The 16,134-nt window shown below is 72.9% G+C and carries 21 protein-coding genes, 1 tRNA gene and 1 pseudogene; 6 read left to right on the top strand and 17 right to left on the bottom strand.

Features of this window, described 5'->3' with window-relative positions; genetic code table 11:
* Positions 1 to 10: 10 nt before the first annotated feature.
* Entirely contained in the window at positions 11 to 505 is a 495-nt protein-coding gene (locus ABZ937_RS32700; protein ID WP_361697080.1) for a MarR family transcriptional regulator, read from the bottom strand.
* A gap of 207 nt (positions 506 to 712) precedes the next feature.
* Between ABZ937_RS32700 and ABZ937_RS32695 the strand changes: the two genes are divergently transcribed.
* Positions 713 to 907: a hypothetical protein gene (locus ABZ937_RS32695; RefSeq protein ID WP_361697078.1), complete on the top strand. Its 195-nt coding sequence runs from the start codon at positions 713 to 715 to the stop codon at positions 905 to 907.
* 3 nt (positions 908 to 910) lie between these two features.
* Here the strand turns inward: ABZ937_RS32695 and ABZ937_RS32690 are convergent, their stop codons facing one another.
* The 9 genes from ABZ937_RS32690 to ABZ937_RS32650 all read right to left on the bottom strand — a co-directional run bounded on the left by ABZ937_RS32690 (position 911) and on the right by ABZ937_RS32650 (position 6,414).
* Positions 911 to 1,672: a hypothetical protein gene (locus ABZ937_RS32690; RefSeq protein ID WP_361697076.1), complete on the bottom strand. Its 762-nt coding sequence runs from the start codon at positions 1,670 to 1,672 to the stop codon at positions 911 to 913.
* Between the two features lie 70 nt (positions 1,673 to 1,742).
* Positions 1,743 to 2,684, bottom strand: coding sequence for an RNA polymerase sigma factor SigF (locus ABZ937_RS32685; RefSeq protein WP_361697074.1), 942 nt, complete (start codon positions 2,682 to 2,684; stop codon positions 1,743 to 1,745).
* Between the two features lie 346 nt (positions 2,685 to 3,030).
* Positions 3,031 to 3,867, bottom strand: coding sequence for an RNA polymerase sigma factor SigF (locus tag ABZ937_RS32680; protein ID WP_361697124.1), 837 nt, complete (start codon positions 3,865 to 3,867; stop codon positions 3,031 to 3,033).
* Positions 3,868 to 4,043: 176 nt separating this feature from the next.
* Positions 4,044 to 4,337: a Dabb family protein gene (locus ABZ937_RS32675; RefSeq protein WP_361697072.1), complete on the bottom strand. Its 294-nt coding sequence runs from the start codon at positions 4,335 to 4,337 to the stop codon at positions 4,044 to 4,046.
* Positions 4,338 to 4,347: 10 nt separating this feature from the next.
* On the bottom strand, positions 4,348 to 4,527 hold the full coding sequence (locus ABZ937_RS32670) for a hypothetical protein (protein WP_031164587.1): 180 nt from the start codon (positions 4,525 to 4,527) through the stop codon (positions 4,348 to 4,350).
* Positions 4,528 to 4,716: 189 nt separating this feature from the next.
* Positions 4,717 to 4,801: transfer RNA gene (locus ABZ937_RS32665), tRNA-Ser, on the bottom strand.
* Between the two features lie 45 nt (positions 4,802 to 4,846).
* Positions 4,847 to 5,278 (bottom strand): tRNA adenosine(34) deaminase TadA, encoded by a 432-nt coding sequence (gene tadA, locus ABZ937_RS32660; RefSeq protein ID WP_361697070.1) that lies wholly within the window; start codon positions 5,276 to 5,278, stop codon positions 4,847 to 4,849.
* Positions 5,279 to 5,337: 59 nt separating this feature from the next.
* Positions 5,338 to 5,865 carry a hypothetical protein gene (locus ABZ937_RS32655; protein ID WP_361697122.1) on the bottom strand — a complete coding sequence of 176 codons (528 nt, stop codon included), beginning with the start codon at positions 5,863 to 5,865 and terminating at the stop codon, positions 5,338 to 5,340.
* A 303-nt stretch (positions 5,866 to 6,168) separates the two neighbouring features.
* Positions 6,169 to 6,414 (bottom strand): hypothetical protein, encoded by a 246-nt coding sequence (locus ABZ937_RS32650; protein ID WP_361697068.1) that lies wholly within the window; start codon positions 6,412 to 6,414, stop codon positions 6,169 to 6,171.
* Positions 6,415 to 6,509: 95 nt separating this feature from the next.
* Here ABZ937_RS32650 and upp point away from each other — a divergent pair, with 95 nt between their 5' ends.
* Positions 6,510 to 7,145 (top strand): uracil phosphoribosyltransferase, encoded by a 636-nt coding sequence (gene upp, locus ABZ937_RS32645; protein WP_361697065.1) that lies wholly within the window; start codon positions 6,510 to 6,512, stop codon positions 7,143 to 7,145.
* Between the two features lie 28 nt (positions 7,146 to 7,173).
* On the opposite strand, the gene ABZ937_RS32640 is transcribed toward upp, so the two are convergent.
* From ABZ937_RS32640 to ABZ937_RS32610, 7 genes are all read right to left on the bottom strand, one after another.
* Positions 7,174 to 7,785: a LytR C-terminal domain-containing protein gene (locus tag ABZ937_RS32640; RefSeq protein WP_361697120.1), complete on the bottom strand. Its 612-nt coding sequence runs from the start codon at positions 7,783 to 7,785 to the stop codon at positions 7,174 to 7,176.
* A 122-nt stretch (positions 7,786 to 7,907) separates the two neighbouring features.
* Positions 7,908 to 8,204: a type II toxin-antitoxin system VapB family antitoxin gene (locus tag ABZ937_RS32635; RefSeq protein WP_004943146.1), complete on the bottom strand. Its 297-nt coding sequence runs from the start codon at positions 8,202 to 8,204 to the stop codon at positions 7,908 to 7,910.
* 158 nt (positions 8,205 to 8,362) lie between these two features.
* On the bottom strand, positions 8,363 to 8,488 hold the full coding sequence (locus tag ABZ937_RS32630; RefSeq protein WP_361697063.1) for a hypothetical protein: 126 nt from the start codon (positions 8,486 to 8,488) through the stop codon (positions 8,363 to 8,365).
* A gap of 53 nt (positions 8,489 to 8,541) precedes the next feature.
* Complete coding sequence (locus ABZ937_RS32625; protein WP_361697061.1) at positions 8,542 to 8,865, bottom strand: hypothetical protein; 324 nt, start codon at positions 8,863 to 8,865, stop codon at positions 8,542 to 8,544.
* Between the two features lie 94 nt (positions 8,866 to 8,959).
* Positions 8,960 to 9,655, bottom strand: coding sequence for an HdeD family acid-resistance protein (locus ABZ937_RS32620; protein ID WP_361697059.1), 696 nt, complete (start codon positions 9,653 to 9,655; stop codon positions 8,960 to 8,962).
* A gap of 90 nt (positions 9,656 to 9,745) precedes the next feature.
* Positions 9,746 to 10,321 carry an HhH-GPD-type base excision DNA repair protein gene (locus ABZ937_RS32615; protein ID WP_361697057.1) on the bottom strand — a complete coding sequence of 192 codons (576 nt, stop codon included), beginning with the start codon at positions 10,319 to 10,321 and terminating at the stop codon, positions 9,746 to 9,748.
* A gap of 63 nt (positions 10,322 to 10,384) precedes the next feature.
* Positions 10,385 to 11,107: a siderophore-interacting protein gene (locus ABZ937_RS32610; protein WP_361697055.1), complete on the bottom strand. Its 723-nt coding sequence runs from the start codon at positions 11,105 to 11,107 to the stop codon at positions 10,385 to 10,387.
* 78 nt (positions 11,108 to 11,185) lie between these two features.
* Between ABZ937_RS32610 and ABZ937_RS32605 the strand changes: the two genes are divergently transcribed.
* From ABZ937_RS32605 to ABZ937_RS32590, 4 genes and pseudogenes are all read left to right on the top strand, one after another.
* Entirely contained in the window at positions 11,186 to 13,315 is a 2,130-nt protein-coding gene (locus ABZ937_RS32605; protein WP_361697053.1) for a penicillin acylase family protein, read from the top strand.
* Complete coding sequence (locus ABZ937_RS32600) at positions 13,308 to 13,895, top strand: GNAT family N-acetyltransferase (RefSeq protein WP_361697051.1); 588 nt, start codon at positions 13,308 to 13,310, stop codon at positions 13,893 to 13,895. The genes ABZ937_RS32605 and ABZ937_RS32600 overlap by 8 nt, the downstream gene beginning before the upstream one ends.
* A 10-nt stretch (positions 13,896 to 13,905) precedes the next feature.
* Positions 13,906 to 14,019: pseudogene (locus ABZ937_RS32595) on the top strand (SDR family oxidoreductase); the annotation flags it as partial.
* A 134-nt stretch (positions 14,020 to 14,153) separates the two neighbouring features.
* Positions 14,154 to 15,908, top strand: a complete 1,755-nt coding sequence (locus tag ABZ937_RS32590; RefSeq protein WP_361697118.1) for a copper resistance protein CopC — start codon at positions 14,154 to 14,156, stop codon at positions 15,906 to 15,908.
* Positions 15,909 to 16,134 lie beyond the last annotated feature (226 nt).

Below are 16,134 nucleotides of genomic sequence, written 5' to 3'. Positions count from 1 at the left end.
CTTCCTTTGCTTACGTGCTTGCGGGTGTACGGGTGGTCTCTTCGACTACGGGGGCGGGCAGCCTGAGCGGCGCGGACCGGCAGTCGCCGAAGGACTCGCGCAGGCGGCTCATCAGCCGGATCAGCTGGGCGACCTCCTCGTCGGTCCAGTCCGCCAGCCGCTCGGCGAGCAGATGCGTGGTCCGCCGGGACAGCTCGTCCAGCTGCGCCAGACCCGCGGGCGTCAGGCGCACGATGCGCGAGCGCTTGTCCGCGGGGTCCGGGTGCCGCTCGATCCAGCCGCGCGCGGCGACGTGCGCGACATGCCGGCTGGTCACCGACATGTCCACGGCGAGCAGCTCAGCGAGCTTGCTCATGCGCATGTCTCCGTGGCGGCCGAGCAGGGTCAGCACGGCCGCCGAGCCGGCCGGGCAGTCGGGCGGCAGGATCCGCCCCAGGTCCCGTTTCACGGCTCCGACGGCACTGAGCTGACGCGCCAGCTCTTCGAACTGCGCCTGCTCGGCCATCACACCTCCCGTATTCGTTGCTTGGGGCAACCATAGATCTGTTTGGTTGCTGAAGGCAAACAAATCGGGGGGCGCTCGACGCAAAAACTTGGCAAAGGCAAGTATTGCGAACGTAAACATGCAGGTCGCTGCGGGTGGGCTGCCCCTGTCTGTCCCGGTGGCCCCCCACTTGGGACCCCCGGCCCGACTTCGCTAAGGTCTCGGGGCATGGCTAACACCCAGGGCCCCCAGGGCAATTACGACCCTGCCGGCAGCACCCAGATGTTCCGCGCGTTCGTCGACGAGGCTCCCCAGGGCCGGCAGCAGCAGGCGGCCTCCTCCGGCCCCCGGGTCGGTCTGATCATCGGGATCGTCGTGGCGCTCGCCGTGGTGGCCGGCGTCGCCTGGCTGGCGATGAAGTAGGGATCAGCCCCACTCGACGGAGACGTCCCGCGTCTCGATGTGCATGCCGAGCGGCACCCGCCAGGCATCGACGCACACCGTCCATGTGGGACTCCTGCGCGCGCCCGGCGCGAGCGGCACCGGCAGCCGGACGGTCGACTCGACCGTCGCCCAGTCGATGCCGAGCGCGCCGATGATGTGCGTCCCGAACGTCACCTCGCCCGAACGCACCGCCGTGCCTCCCGAGTTGTGGAAGCCGACGGTCACCTCCTGGCACCAGCGCCGGTCGGTGTCCTCGGTCGCCGGATCGCCCCAGGACAGATCGGCGGGCGCGGCGGGCGTCGTACGGCTGGGCGCCGGGCTGGGCGAGCCGGCCGGCGGAGTCGTACGACCGTCCGGGCCGCGGTCGGGTTCCGGAGTGCCCGGGGCGGGGGCCGTCCCGTGACCGGCGGGTGTGTGCTCTGCGGTCGGTGTCCCGGCGGCGGAGCCCGAGGCGGCCGAACCGTCCGGGCGGACCGCGGAGTTGCTCTCGCGCGGCGGCCTGCCGCTGCCGCTGTCGCGCTGCTTCTCCCCGTCCAGCGGTACCAGTGCCACCGACTCCGACGGGGTGACGGCGGCCGGACCGCCCTGGCCCGCGCCGACCGCGGTGTAGCCGCCGCCCGGACCGCCGCCCCCGCACGCGGCCAGCACCCCGCCCAGACAGACGACGGCCGCCGACGCTGCCGTAACGGCGCCTCGGCGGCCACGCGTCCATGTCGTCGTACGAAGCATCCCGGTACGAAGCATCCGGCCATGGTGGCTGACGCTCCGTCAGATAGGAAGCCTCAGGGGCTCAGTGCCTCATCACCTCGGTGCCTCAGTCCGAGATGAGCCCTTCGCGGAGCTGGGCCAGGGTGCGGGTGAGCAGGCGGGAGACGTGCATCTGGGAGATGCCGACCTCCTCGCCGATCTGCGACTGGGTCATGTTGGCGAAGAAGCGCAGCATGATGATCCGCCGCTCCCGGGGCGGGAGCTTGGCCAGCAGGGGCTTGAGGGACTCGCGGTACTCCACGCCCTCCAGGGCCGAGTCCTCGTAGCCGAGCCGGTCGGCCAGGGAGCCCTCGCCGCCGTCGTCCTCGGGGGCCGGTGAGTCGAGGGAGGAGGCGGTGTAGGCGTTGCCGACCGCGAGGCCGTCGACCACGTCCTCCTCGGAGACGCCGAGCACGGCGGCCAGCTCCGTCACCGTGGGGGAGCGGTCCAGCTTCTGGGACAGCTCGTCGCTGGCCTTGGTGAGGGCCAAGCGCAGCTCCTGGAGGCGGCGCGGGACGCGGACCGACCACGAGGTGTCGCGGAAGAAGCGCTTGATCTCGCCCACGACCGTCGGCATCGCGAACGTCGGGAACTCCACGCCCCGTTCGCAGTCGAACCGGTCGATCGCCTTGATCAGGCCGATCGTGCCGACCTGGACGATGTCCTCCATCGGCTCGTTGCGGGAGCGGAAGCGCGCCGCGGCGTACCGGACCAGCGGCAGGTTCAGCTCGATCAGGGTGTCCCGGACGTACGCCCGCTCGGGGCTGTCCTCGTCCAGCGCGGCCAGGCGCAGGAACAGCGAGCGGGACAGGGTGCGCGTGTCGATGTTGGCCGTGGCCGGCGCGGCCGGGACGGCCTCGGCGGCCGGGTCGGCAGCCGGGGACGGCACGGCTTCGAGGGCCGTGACGCCCTCGAAGCCGTCGAGGACGTCGAGAGCGTCGAGCTCCTTGGGCGCTGCCTCGCTCTTCGTGGGCGTCAGCACCTTCGAGCTGCCCTGGTCTGCGGACATGCCACCCCCTTTGGGTCGCGGGACGGTCGCGGCGGCGTTGTCTTTCGAGCAACGCAGCCTTCACCTGAATACCGGAGCCGGAGCCACGGCAAACGCGCTTCCCGCAGAATGTCACATGTCGGCAACGCGCTGTAGCGACATGTCGACACATGAGATCCGAATCGGCCCTGGAAAGAAGGGGTCTGACGGATATTCGGGTCCCAACTGTCGGCATCCGCCCTGGTGAGCGATTCGCTCGCGCCGGTTACCGCTCGATCGGGTTTGCGATGCAGTGCTGTTCGGGCCGTGCTTCCGTGCGCCCGCTATGCATCAGCCGAACGCCCGCTGTGCTTCGGTCCGTCGTCTGCTATGCGTCGATCCGATTTGCGGAGCGCAGCCGCTGGAAGCTACGGGCGAGCAGTCGGGAGACATGCATCTGGGAGACGCCGAGTTCCGCGCTGATCTGTGACTGGGTGAGATTGCTGTAGTAGCGCAGGAGGAGGATTCGCTGTTCTCGCTCGGGGAGTTGGACGAGGAGATGGCGGACCAGGTCGCGGTGTTCCACGCCGTCCAGGGCCGGGTCCTCGTAGCCGATGCGGTCGAGCAGGCCGGGCAGTCCGTCTCCCTCCTGGGCGGCCTCCAGCGAGGTGGCGTGGTACGAGCGTCCCGCCTCGATGCAGCTGAGCACCTCGTCCTCGCTGATCCGGAGCCGGTCGGCGATCTCGGCGGTGGAGGGCGAGCGGCCGTAGAGCGTGGTGAGGTCCTCCGTCGCGCTGTTGACCTGCACCCACAGCTCGTGCAGCCGGCGCGGTACGTGGACGGTGCGGACGTTGTCCCGGAAGTACCGCTTGATCTCGCCGACCACGGTGGGCATCGCGAAGGTCGGGAACTGCACGCCCCGGTCCGGGTCGAAGCGGTCGATGGCGTTGATCAGGCCGATGGTGCCGACCTGGACGACGTCCTCCATGGGTTCGTTGCGGGAGCGGAAGCGGGCGGCGGCGTAGCGTACGAGCGGGAGGTTCGCCTCGATCAGCGCTCCGCGTACCCGGTGGTGCTCCGGCGTGCCCGGGGTCAGCTCCTTCAGCTCGGTGAACAGCACCTGGGTCAGGGCACGCGTGTCGGCGCCACGGCGCTTCTCCGGGGCCGGCGGGGGCGGGGTGGACGCCTCTTCCTGGGGCGGCGCAGTACTGGCCGACACGGTCAACGCCACCTCTTCATCCGTCAATCATCGGTCAAAAGTGGTCATAGCATCACAAGAGATGTGCACTGTGTGCAAGCACCTCATAACGCCGTGTTGCGGTCAAATTCCAATAAGTTGGGCGCGTGGGATGCGCGAAAGCCCCCCGCCGGAACAGCGGGGGGCTTTCGGCGGAGCGTGGCTCAGATGTCGTAGTCGGCGATCACCCAGGTGGCGAACTCGCGCCACTGCGCGACGCCCGCCTGGTGGGCCGGGTGCTCCAGATAGCGCTTGAGGGCGTCGGCGTCCTCGACGGCCGAGTTGATCGCGAAGTCGTAGGCGATCGGGCGGTCGCTGATGTTCCAGCCGCACTCCCAGAAGCGCAGCTCCTCGATCTGGCCGCCGAGGGCCCGGAATGCCTCCACGCCCGCCACGACCCGCGGATCGTCGCGCTCGACGCCCTCGTTGAGCCTGAAGAGGACCAGGTGCCGGATCATGCGGTGTACCTCAGCTCTTTCCTCCGTTGGCGACCCAGGTCATGAAGTCGCCTATGGCCTTGGCCGCGTCCGATATGCCCTCGAAGCCTATCTGGACGTAGTCGGCCGCCTTGGCCGGGTCCGTGATGATCACGTACAGCGCGAAGACCACGAGCACGTACACGGCGATCTTCTTGGCGTTCACCGCCACCTCGGCCTCCCCAGTGCCAGTGCCCCAGAGGGCCCCCTGCTGCCGGCCGCGAGTGTAACCTTCGGGCCCTCGCGCCCGGCCAACAGCCCGCCGGTGACGGGCCGTTATGCCCGTCTTGGGGCCGGAACACGCGAAAAGGCCCCGCATATGCGAAAGGCCCCGCCGGTGTCGGCGGGGCCTTTCTGCAAGCGGTAGCGGAGGGATTTGAACCCTCGGTGACTTGCGCCACACTCGCTTTCGAGGCGAGCTCCTTCGGCCGCTCGGACACGCTACCGAGGGAGACCTTACAGCAAAGTCCGGCGATGTTTGAAATCGGTATTCACCGGTCCCGGAAGAACTCCGTGAGAACCCGGGCGCACTCCGTCGCGAGAACGCCCTCGATGACCTCCGGGCGGTGGTTGAGCCGTCGGTCGCGCACCACGTCCCACAGGGAGCCGGCCGCGCCCGCCTTCTCGTCCCGGGCGCCGTAGACCACCCGGTCCACCCGGGACTGGACGAGCGCGCCCGCGCACATCGTGCACGGCTCCAGGGTGACGACGAGCGTGCAGCCGGTCAGCCGCCACTCCCCGAGCCGGGCCGCCGCCCGCCGGATCGCCAGGACCTCCGCGTGGGCCGTGGGATCACCGGTGGCCTCGCGCTCGTTGTGCCCGGTACCGAGCACCGTCGTACCGTCCGGGGACAGCACGACGGCGCCGACGGGGACGTCCCCGCCCCGGACGGCCAGCTCGGCCTCCTCCAGGGCCAGCCGCATCGCGGCCCGCCAGGGGTCCCGTACCGGGTCCGGTGTGCCCCGCGGGTCCTGTGGCCGGGTCAGCGGACGGTCTCCAGCACCTCCGAGGCGCCCAGGGCCTCGGCGATCGCGTTCAGCGCGTCCTCGGCGTCCAGGGCGCGCAGCTCCTTCTCGCTGATGCCCAGGTCGTCCAGGATCTCGCTGTCGCCCACCGGGCTGTGCGGCACCGCGTCGGCGGCGGTCTCCTCCTCGTCGTCCTCGGACTCACCGTCCTCCGTGCCGTCGAGGTCCAGGGAGTCCAGGTCCGGGCCGTCGTCCGCGCCGGGCTCCCGGCCGAGCAGTTCGTCGGTGAGCAGCAGCTCCCCGTACGAGCTGCGCTGGGCGGCGGCGGCGTCCGAGACGTAGATGCGAGGGTCGTCCTCGCCGTCCACGCGGACTACACCGAACCAGGAGTCCTCCTGCTCGATCAGCACGAGCACCGTGTCCTCGTCGGGAGAGGCTTCCCGGGCCAGGTCGGCCAGATCCGACAGGGTCTCCACATCGTCCAGCTCTGTGTCGCTCGCTTCCCACCCGTCTTCGGTGCGCGCGAGCAGTGCGGCGAAGTACACCGTGACTCTCCCACTGGTCATAGGCGTGCCGGTTGGGGGTCCCCCCGGCGGAGGTACGTGGGCGGAGAGAGCCTGGGCTCCGAGCCCCACCCACTCGGAATCGTGGCAGAAACAAGACGCTCAGGGGACGTCTTCGGCTCCCTGTGTCTGGCTGTTTCGACCGCGGATCCGCGATCGGCTCAGCAGCGCGCTCATTGCCGCCACCTGCGGATCGTACGCGGCTTTTCCCCGCGCTCACGCACGCCCGCCTCGCCAACACCGGGGCGGGCGTGGATCTTCCGCTGCCGGAAAGGCCGCGCGGGACTACCAGCGGAACGTCCGCATACGCATCGCGTGGCGCAGCCGGGCGGCCTTCGCGCGCCGGGGCTGGACCCGGGCGCGCAGCTCGCGGGCCTCGGCGAGATCGCGGAGGAACTGGGCGCGCCGCCGGCGGCGCTCGGCCTCGCTCTCGGGCTTGTCGGGATCGGTCCCCGCGGACTTCGTCCGGCGGCCGGCCGGCGCGCCGGCGGGCCCGGAGGCGTCTGCGGGAAGGTCAGGCAGGTCAGACACGTCACACCACCCCAGTCCGTCCCTCCCACTTTCCCCCGGATGGCCGGTTTGACGCCAGCGTGAGGGTGACCCGCGGCGCAGGTACCGTTAGGGGCATGCGTCTCCATGTCGTCGACCACCCCCTGGTCGCCCACAAGCTCACCACGCTGCGCGACCAGCGCACCGACTCCGCGACCTTCCGGCGACTCGCCGACGAACTGGTCACCCTGCTCGCCTACGAGGCCACGCGGGACGTGCGCACCGAGGCCGTCGACATCCAGACACCGGTCGAGCGCACCACGGGCGTGAAGCTCGCCCGCCCGCGCCCGCTGGTGGTGCCGATCCTGCGCGCCGGCCTCGGCATGCTGGACGGCATGGTCCGGCTGCTGCCGACCGCCGAGGTGGGCTTCCTGGGCATGATCCGCAACGAGGAGACGCTGCAGGCGTCCACGTACGCCTCGCGCATGCCGGAGGACCTCTCGGGCCGCCAGGTGTACGTCCTGGACCCGATGCTGGCCACGGGCGGCACGCTGGTCGCGGCGATCCAGGAGCTGATCAAGCGCGGCGCGGACGACGTGACGGCGGTGGTCCTGCTGGCCGCGCCCGAGGGTGTCGAGGTCATGGAGCGCGAGCTGGCGGGGACGCCGGTCACGGTCGTCACGGCCGCCGTGGACGACCACCTCAACGAGCACGGCTACATCGTGCCGGGGCTGGGCGACGCCGGGGACCGCCTCTACGGGGCGGCCGAGTAGCGTTCCGTGCCCCGTCGGGGCGCGCCGCTCAGCAGTTCTTCTTCGTCGGTGCCGTCGGCTCCGGTGCTGTCAGAGCCGTCAGCGCCTGGTCGGCGGCAGGCTGCTTGGTCAGCCCCCTGAACCCGTCCCCCAGGATGAGATCGACGTCGGTCCCCTTGCGGGCGTCGGCACGCGGCTCCGCGCCGCCGAGCTGCGTGCCGAGCACGGGCAGCGAGGTGTCCTGGGCGGCGGCGGAGCCGAGAAGTATCCCCGTGCCCCTGACCTTCTTGTCGAACTGCTTGCTCGCGTTGCCGACCTTGCCGATCCTGAAGCCGCGCTTCCTCAGCTCGTCCGCGGTGCTCTTGGCGAGCCCGGTGCGCCGGGTGGCGTTGTAGACGTTCACGGTGATCTGCCCGGGCCTGGGCTGGGGCTTCACCTGGGCCGCCGGGGCCGCCGCCGTCTTGGTCCGGCAGCGGGCGGAGCCAGCTGCCGCGGGCTTGTCGCCGCCGCCGGTGAAGACGTCGATGAGCTGCAGGGTTCCCCAGCCGATCAGGCCGAGCACGGCGACGGACGCCACTACGGCGGCCACGAGCCTGCCGTGCCGTCGGGGCGGACGCATCCGGGGGTACTTGTCCCCCGTGATCCGGTACTGGCCGCCCATGCCAGGGGGAGTCAGCATGCTCATGGGCGCAGCGTAGTGCGCCCGAGCGGCGATGCCTATCAGATGATCAGTCGATGCCGCTCAGCGGAACCCGAAAGGGCCAACGGCCGTGTCGCGCCGGGTCAGTCGAGTTCGAGCACGCGCGCGTGCAGCACCTGGCGCTGCTGGAGGGCGGCGCGGACCGCGCGGTGCAGGCCGTCCTCCAGGTACAGGTCGCCCTGCCACTTCACGACGTGCGCGAAGAGGTCGCCGTAGAACGTCGAGTCCTCCGCCAGCAGGGTCTCCAGATCCAGCTGCTGCTTGGTGGTCACGAGCTGATCGAGGCGGACCGGGCGCGGCGCGACGTCCGCCCACTGCCGGGTGCTTTCCCGGCCGTGGTCGGGGTACGGCCGGCCGTTTCCGATGCGCTTGAAGATCACACGGAAAGCCTACCGGTCAAGACGTTCCGGGCGCAGCCATGGCGGCCGAGTGCGGCGCTGGAAAAGATAGATCAAAAGGGGCATACGGGCTACTCCGGGTGCAGGAGCTCCTCGGCGCCGCCCGGCGGAGGCGATGGTCCGCCCCCGCCGGGGTCCGCTCAGCGGTCCCGGTCCTCGGGTGCCCGCTGCTGCTGGGGTGTCCGCTGGTCCGGCTTCGACGCCGTACCGCGCCGGGCCTCCGCGCGCAGCAGGGCGCGCAGGACGGCGTAGGGATCCTTGGGCATGGCTGTGCTGCTCCTTGCGTAGTGCCGACTGACCTCGCGGGGACGCGGGTCTGTCAGCAGCGCAGGACCACCGTGCGCAGCAGGGGCATGGCGTACGGCACCCGCGGCGTGGCGGGGCACGGCCGGCCCGCCGGGCGAGCGGGCGCAGGGTCGGGGAGGGGGGCCGGGCGCTCGGGCGTGTCGGCCCGGTGGACGGTGCGCGCCGGTGGCCGCAGGGGCGTGTCGAGCACGTCGTGCTCGGCCGTCTCGGCGGCCACGACGGGGTCCGGGGCCACCGCCTGGGCATCCAGGTGGGCGCCGGGCACCCACAGGGCGAGGAGCAGCACGAGGACCCGTAGCCAGGTACGGCTCCGTGGCGTGCTCCTGCTCCTGCTCACCTCGTCTGTCTCCCCGGGGCGGGCGGGGAGGGCTGCACGCCGGGCGCGAGATACGCCCGCTCGGCGTACCCGCACGGCGCGCGGTTGACGGCGGTCACAGCGCCTGCGGCACCTGGCGTGCCCGGCGGCGGATGCCGAACGCGGTGACGATCTCCACGATGCCCACCGCGACCAGCCAGATCCCCGCGACGAGGGTCAGCACGGCGACCGACTCGAACGGAGAGTCGATCAGTACGATCCCGGCGACGAACGTGAGGACGCCGAGGAAGATCTGCCAGCCCCGGGCGGGCATCCGGGAGTCGGAGGCGGCGGCCACGGTCTGGGTGATCCCGCGGATCAGCCAGCCGATGCCGATCCACAGGGCGAGCAGCAGGATCGACTGCATGGGCCCGCGGAAGCAGAGCAGGCCGAGCAGGATCGACAGCGCGCCGCTGATGAAGGCCAGCACGCGCAGCGAGGTCGCCCGGTGCGTGCCGAACGCGGCCACCAGCTGCAGGATCCCGCTGTACAGCAGGTAGAGGCCGAACAGCACGCCGGCGGCGAGCAGGGAGGCGCCCGGCCAGATCAGCACCAGGACACCGAGGACGAGGGAGCCGATCCCGGTGACCAGGACGACCTGCCAGGCGGCCCGGGACAGGGCGTGCAGTGGCCCCTCGAAGGGCAGCTCCGGCTCATGGCGGGCGTGGGACGGCTCCGCCGTGGGCGGGCCGCCGGACGGCGCCGCCTCGTGGACGTACCGATCGTCGTACGCGCGGTCCCGCTCCGGGCCGCTGCTCGGTATATCGGTCATGTTCCATGCTGGGAACGAGGGGGAGCGGGCGGCCACTGGAGTACGCCGACCGGGTGACGGCGCCGTGCGCCCGGGGGCGCCTTCGCCGCCCTATTTCTTCTTGGCCGCCTTCATCTCCTGCTTGTGGGCGCGCACCCTGGCCAGCGAGTCGGGGCCGGTGATGTCGGCGACGGACCGGAAGGACCGCGGCTCGCCGTAGGCCCCGGCGGCCTCCCGCCACCCCTCGGGGGCGACCCCGAGCTGCTTGCCGAGCAGGGCCAGGAAGATCTGCGCCTTCTGCTTCCCGAACCCCGGCAGGTCCTCCAGCCGCCGCAGCAGCTCGGCCCCGCTGCCGACGCCCCGCCAGACCGCCTCCGCGTCCCCGTCGTAGTGCTCGACGAGGTACGCGCACAGCTGCTGGATGCGCTTCGCCATCGAGCCCGGGTAGCGGTGCACGGCGGGCTTCTCGGAGAGCAGCGCGGCGAAGGCCTCCGGGTCCATCGCCGCGATGTCGTGCGCGTCCAGGTCCGCGGCGCCGAGCCGGTCGGCGATGGTCCGGGGCCCCTTGAACGCCCACTCCATCGGGATCTGCTGGTCCAGCAGCATCCCGGTCAGCGCGGCGAGCGGGGAGCGTCCGAGCAGCGCGTCGGCCGGGGGATCCTGGGCGAGGTGCAGGGTGACGTCCATGGGTCGATGGTCCCGCGCGCCCGCCCGCTCCGCCCGCCCGGCCCGCGCACGCTCCCCGTCCGTTCAGCTCGCGCGCCAGTACCCCAGTGCGTGCACCCGCTGCTTCGGCACGCCCAGTTCCTTGCGGACGTAGGCCGCGAGCGTGCGGGTGGTCGCGGTGTCGCAGGCGATCCAGACATACGGCTGCGGGGTCCCGGCGAGTACGGCGGGCAGCTCGGCGCGGACCCGTTCCACCAGGTGGGCGCCCGCGTCCCGGCGCGGCACCGCGCGTATCTCGTGCCGGCCGGGCTCGGTCCGGCTGGGCAGCCCCGCCGGTTCCCCCTCGAACCAGACGGTCGCCGGGGCGGAACCCAGGGCGCCGAGCAGGGAGTTGATGGCGGGCAGCGAGGCCGGGTCGCCGATCGCGACGACGTGGGAGGGCGCGGGGTCGGGGTTCTGGAAGCCGGTGCCCTGCACGGTGGCCTCGATGGTGTCGCCGGGCCGCGCGGCCCGCGCCCAGTCGGAGGCCACGCCCTGGTGCAGGGCGAACTCCAGGCCGAAGGTGCCGGTGGCCGGGTCGGGGTCGACCAGGGTGTAGGCGCGCTGGTGCGGGCGGCCGTCGTCGGAGAACCACAGCCGTACCCACATCGTAGGGTGGACGCCGGTCGCGGCGAGCAGTCCGCCGTCGCGCAGCCGGAGCCGGCGGTAGTGCGCAGTGACGTCCTCGGCTTCGAGGACGGTCAGTTCGAAGTCCTTGGCACGCAGCAATCTGAGGACCGCGCCTTCCCAACCCCGCCCCTGCCCCATGACCCCTCCATCGCTCGCGTACGATTCCGCCACAGAAAACTTAGGCAAGGCTAACCTAAAGCATAGGGAGATCCCCGGGTGACCATCGAGATCTACCGCGACGCCTGGGGCATCCCGCACCTGAGAGCGTCCGGCATCCGCGAACTCGCCCACGCCCAGGGCCGGGTCACCGCCCACGACCGGGCCTGGCAGCTGGAGGTCGAGCGGCACCGCGCCCAGGGCACCTCCGCCGCCTTCCTCGGCGCCGGGGCCCTCTCCTGGGACGTCTTCGCCCGCCGGGCCCGGCTCGACGACACCGCCCGCCGCTGCTTCGCCGCGCTGGAACGCCGGGACCCGGAGACGGCCGCGTGGGTACGGGCGTACGTCGACGGCGTCAACGAGGGCCTGGCCGCCGGTGCCCGCCGCGCCCCCGAGTTCGCGCGCAGCGGGCTCACCGCCGGCCGCTGGCAGCCGTGGACACCGCTCGGGGTCTGGCTCGGCACGCACATCCTCTTCGCCGGCTTCCCGGCCAAGCTCTGGCGCGAGCAGGCGATACGGCACCTCGGCCCCGAGTCCGTCGGCCTGTTCGCCACCGACGGCCCCGGCACCGCGGGCAGCAACGGCTGGCTCGTCACCGGCGAGCGCACCGCCACCGGCCACGCCCTCATCGCCGGCGACCCGCACCGGTTCATCGAGGACCCCGGTGTGTACCAGCAGATCCGCCTCTCCTGCCCCGAGTTCGACGTCGTCGGCCTGGCCGTACCCGGTGTCCCCGGCATCGCCCACTTCGGCCACACCGGCACGGCCGCCTGGGCCATCACCAACGCCATGGCCGACTACCAGGACCTCTACCGCGAGCGGCTCCGCCGCACCGGCGCGGGCATCGAGGCGCTGGGCCCCGACGGCACCTGGCACCGGGCCACCCGCCACACCGAGACGGTGGAGACAGCGGGCGAACCCCCGCTGGAGATCGAGCTCATCGAAACGGAACGGGGCCCGGTGATCGCCGGGGGGCCGGAGGGGCCGGAGGGGCCGGCAGCGGACGCCGTGCAGCCGGGCGGAGGCGGAGCCGAGGCGTTGGCTCTGCGCTACCCGCCCCGGGTCACCGAAGACCTCGGCTTCAGCGCCCTCCTCCCCCTCCTCCGCTCCCGCACCGTCGCCGACATCGACCGCGCCCTGGACGCCTGGACCGAGCCGGTCAACGTCGTCCAGGCCGCCGACACCGCCGGAGGCACCCTGCACCGCGTCGCCGGCAAGGTCCCCGTCCGCGCCGACGCCAACCGCCTGCGCCCGGTCCCCGCCTGGGAACCCGGCCACGACTGGCACGGCACGCACGAGACGCCGTACGCCGACCCGGCCGCCGAGGACGGCATCGCCGTGATGGCCAACGCCCGCGGCCCGGCCACCCCGCTCGGCGTCGAGTTCGCCCCGCCCCACCGCGCCGCCCGCATCCGCGCCCTGCTCGACGCCCGCCGTACCTGGACCGCCGACGGCATGCCCGCGATCCACACCGACACCCACCTGGGCTCCGCCGCGGCCCTCCTCGACCGCCTCGCCGCCCTCACGGACCTCGCCCCCGCCGCGGCGGCCCTCCGCGACCGCCTGCTCGCCTGGGACCGCCGCATGGAGGCGGACAGCACCGACGCGACGGTGTACGCGGCGGTGCGCGGCGCCGTCGTACGCCACCTCGCCGCGCACCCGGTGTTCGCCCCGCTCACCACGCCCCCGGCCTACCCGGACGTCCTGCTCCCCTGGCTGGCCCTCGCCCCCCGCATCGGCTTCGCCCTCGAACACCTCCTGCGCGCCGAGGACCTGTACGGCATCGACCGCGCCGCGGCCGTCCGCGCCGCCCTGGAGGAGGTCGCCGCCGCACCGCCCACCGGACCCTGGTCGGCCGCCCACCGCCTGGCCCCCTGGCAGGCCCTCCCGGCGGACCCGCACACCGGACCGGACGAGCCCGGTCTCGCCGGCGACCACGACTGCGTGCTCTGCACGTCCGCCGTCCCCGGTCTCACCGACCGCGCCGCCCGCGGCCCCGCCGCCCGCTACGTGTGGGATCTGGCCGACCGCGCGGGCAGCCGCTGGGTGGTCCCCTTCGGCGCCGACGGCGTCCCCGGCGCCGCCCACCACCGCGACCAACTCCCCCTGTGGCTCAGCGGGGAACTGGCCCCGGTGATCACCGACTGGTCTCTGCTCACCCCCGAACCGACCGAGGAATCCGATGACTGACCTGCACGTCCAGCACGTCGACGGCTACGGCACCGTCCGCATCCGCCCCCTCGACCCGGAGGGCGACGCGGACGTGGTCCACACCTGGGTGAGCGACGAACGCGCCGCGTTCTGGGGCATGAACGGCCTCACCCGAGCCCAGGTCGCCGAGATCTACGCCCATATGGCCACGCTCGACACCCACCACGCCCACCTGGTCACCAGGGACGACGAACCGGCCGCCCTGTTCCAGACGTACGAGCCGTCCGCGGACCGGGTCGGCGAGTGCTACGACGTCCGCCCCGGCGACCTCGGCGTCCACCTCCTCCTCGCCCCCGCCGGCCCCGAAGGCCCGCTGCCCGGCTGGACGTCCGCCCTGCTGGCGGCGGTGACGACGTACGCGCTGCTGGTCCTGGACCGGCACCGGATCGTGGTCGACCCGGACGTACGCAACACCAAGGCGATCGCCCGCTTCGAACGCCAGGGCTTCCGTCGCGGCCCCGCCGTCGTCCTCCCCGAGATCGACCTGCCCGACGTGTACCTGCCCGAGAAGCACGCCCAACTCGCCTTCCTGGACCGGGCGGTAGCCTTCCCCGGGTGACGACGCCCGAAGAGCTGAGGACGTGGCCGACGCCTGTGTGTTCCTCGCCTCCCCGCTCGCCTCCTGGATCACCGGCCACGACCTGGTGGTGGACGGAGGTGTGACCGCCCGCCCGACCTGGTGAGCACACGGGCCGTTCCGCGCGTACCTGTAGGGAGGCACGGGCGCAGACGGGGACGGAGGCCGAGGGTGCTGCACGACGGACACCGGGGACCGCGACGACCGCACCGGCCGGCCCGGCTCACCAGGGCCGTACTCCTGCTCCTCCCCGCGATCCTGCTCGGCCTCCTCGTCGGCACGGCGACCCCCGCCTCGGCCCACGCCGTCCTGCGCGCCACGGACCCCGGCGACGGAACCGTCCTGCGCACCGCCCCCCGCCATGTCACCCTCGCCTTCTCCGAGTCGGTCGGCCTGCTGACCGACTCCTTCCGGGTCTACGACCCCCACAACCACCGCGTCCGCACCGGCCCCGCCGGCCACGCCTCCGGCCGCTCCGACACGGCCCGCGTCACCCTCCCCGCCAAGCTCGCCACCGGCACGTACACGGTCGCCTGGCGGGTGGTGTCGGCGGACAGCCACCCGGTGTCCGGCGCCCTCACCTTCTCGGTGGGCAAGCGCACGGCGACCGCGGTCGCACCGCCCCTCGAACGCACGGAGGACCCGGCCACCACGGCCCTCCACACCATCGCGCGCTACCTGGCGTACCTCTCCCTGGCTCTGCTCCTCGGCACCGCCGCCTTCGTGGCGTACTGCCGCCCGCCGACGACGGCCCACCTGCGCGCCCCCGCCCTGGCCGCCGCGGCCGTGCTCCTCACCACCACGACCGCCCTGTACCTGCTGCGCGCCCCGTACGAGGAGGGCACGTCCCCCACGACGGCGTTCGCCGTCTCCTCCCTGACCCACACGGCGACGACCCGCCCCGGCCTGCTCCTCCTGGCCCGCCTGGGGCTGCTGACGCTGGCGGCGGCCTGCGTGGCCCTGCTGCGGACCCGCCGCACCCGGCTCCCGCGCCGTGCCACCCTCGCGGCGGCCGGAGTCCTCGCCCTCGCCCTGTCCCTGACCTGGTCGGCGTCCGACCACGCCTCGGCGGGCATCCAGGTCCCGGTGGCGATCGTCTCGGCCACGCTGCACCTGCTGGCCATGGCGGCCTGGCTGGGCGGTCTGGCCGCCCTCCTGTGGACGCTGCGGCGCACCCCGGCACCGGCAGGGCTGCCGGCCACGGTCCCGGCCCGCTTCTCCCGCCTGGCGTTCGCCTCGGTGACGGTGCTGGTCGTGACCGGCGTCTACCAGTCCTGGCGGGGCCTCGGCTCCTGGCAGGCGCTGACGGACACGACGTACGGCCGCACCCTCCTGGCCAAGCTGGCGGCGGTCACCGCCCTCCTCCTCGCGGCGGCCTGCTCCCGCACGTTCACCGCCCGCCTGAGCCGGGCGGCGGCGACACCCGCCCCCGCCCGCGTCCCCGAGCCGGCCTCGGGCCCCCCGCTCCCCCCGGAGCGTCCCCCGGCCCCCGCCACGGCCGTCCCCCTGCACCTCCTGCGCCGCTCGATCCTGGCGGAGGCGACGGCCTCGGTGCTGGTCATGGCCCTGACCACGCTGCTGAGCAGCACCGTGCCGGGCCGAGCGGCCACGGAGCCCGTGCAGCCGGCCCTCCCGGCGACGACGGGCATCCCCACGGCCTCCGTCACCACGATCCCGTTCGACGTCGGCACCCCCGGCGGCCACGGCAAGGTCCAGATCACCCTGGACCCCGGCCGCGTCGGCACCACCTCGGTCCAGGCGGTGATCTACGGCCCCGACGGCGGCCTCTCCACGGTCCCCGAACTCCGCGTCACCCTCACGCTCCCGGCCCAGCGCGTGGGCCCCCTGGACACCAGGATCACGGACCGAGGCGGCTACTGGACCGCCGACAGCTTCACCATCCCCCTCCCCGGCACCTGGACCCTCAAGGCGACGGTCCGCGTGTCGGACGTGGACCAGGTGACGGTGTCGGCTCCGGTGCGGGTGACGCGGTAGCGGGAGGCGAAGCCTCGAAGGTGGCGACAAACGCCAGAGGGCCGGACCGCTTTCGCGGTCCGGCCCTCTGGGCTGGCGGCGCGCGTACAGGGCCGTCCACCTGCGTTCATGGGTGGGCTCTTCACCGCAGCACGGGAGACGGCCCGCGGCCAGTTGCCGGAGCCGCCGTCATTCGTGGACCTAGGCTGCCTTGGGCCGCGCCGCGCGTGGGCCCGAGGCGGGCTCC

The organism is Streptomyces sp. NPDC046727 (assembly GCF_040645635.1).
Lineage (GTDB): Bacteria > Actinomycetota > Actinomycetes > Streptomycetales > Streptomycetaceae > Streptomyces.
The sequence above is the reverse complement of the archived record's forward strand: the minus strand, read 5'-3'. Positions and strand labels throughout refer to the sequence as shown.

Excerpts from the sequence above, each read along its gene's own strand:
- ABZ937_RS32675 (WP_361697072.1), bottom strand. The coding sequence starts at position 4,337 with ATGATCCGGCACCTGGTCCTCTTCAGGCTCAACGAGGGCGTCGAGCGC.
- ABZ937_RS32700 (WP_361697080.1), bottom strand. The coding sequence starts at position 505 with ATGGCCGAGCAGGCGCAGTTCGAAGAGCTGGCGCGTCAGCTCAGTGCC.
- upp (WP_361697065.1), top strand. The coding sequence starts at position 6,510 with ATGCGTCTCCATGTCGTCGACCACCCCCTGGTCGCCCACAAGCTCACC.
- ABZ937_RS32630 (WP_361697063.1), bottom strand. The coding sequence starts at position 8,488 with ATGCCCAAGGATCCCTACGCCGTCCTGCGCGCCCTGCTGCGCGCGGAG.
- tadA (WP_361697070.1), bottom strand. The coding sequence starts at position 5,278 with ATGCGGCTGGCCCTGGAGGAGGCCGAGCTGGCCGTCCGGGGCGGGGAC.
- ABZ937_RS32690 (WP_361697076.1), bottom strand. The coding sequence starts at position 1,672 with ATGCTTCGTACCGGGATGCTTCGTACGACGACATGGACGCGTGGCCGC.
- ABZ937_RS32600 (WP_361697051.1), top strand. The coding sequence starts at position 13,308 with ATGACTGACCTGCACGTCCAGCACGTCGACGGCTACGGCACCGTCCGC.
- ABZ937_RS32615 (WP_361697057.1), bottom strand. The coding sequence starts at position 10,321 with ATGGACGTCACCCTGCACCTCGCCCAGGATCCCCCGGCCGACGCGCTG.
- ABZ937_RS32620 (WP_361697059.1), bottom strand. The coding sequence starts at position 9,655 with ATGACCGATATACCGAGCAGCGGCCCGGAGCGGGACCGCGCGTACGAC.
- ABZ937_RS32610 (WP_361697055.1), bottom strand. The coding sequence starts at position 11,107 with ATGGGGCAGGGGCGGGGTTGGGAAGGCGCGGTCCTCAGATTGCTGCGT.
- ABZ937_RS32685 (WP_361697074.1), bottom strand. The coding sequence starts at position 2,684 with ATGTCCGCAGACCAGGGCAGCTCGAAGGTGCTGACGCCCACGAAGAGC.
- ABZ937_RS32640 (WP_361697120.1), bottom strand. The coding sequence starts at position 7,785 with ATGGGCGGCCAGTACCGGATCACGGGGGACAAGTACCCCCGGATGCGT.
- ABZ937_RS32695 (WP_361697078.1), top strand. The coding sequence starts at position 713 with ATGGCTAACACCCAGGGCCCCCAGGGCAATTACGACCCTGCCGGCAGC.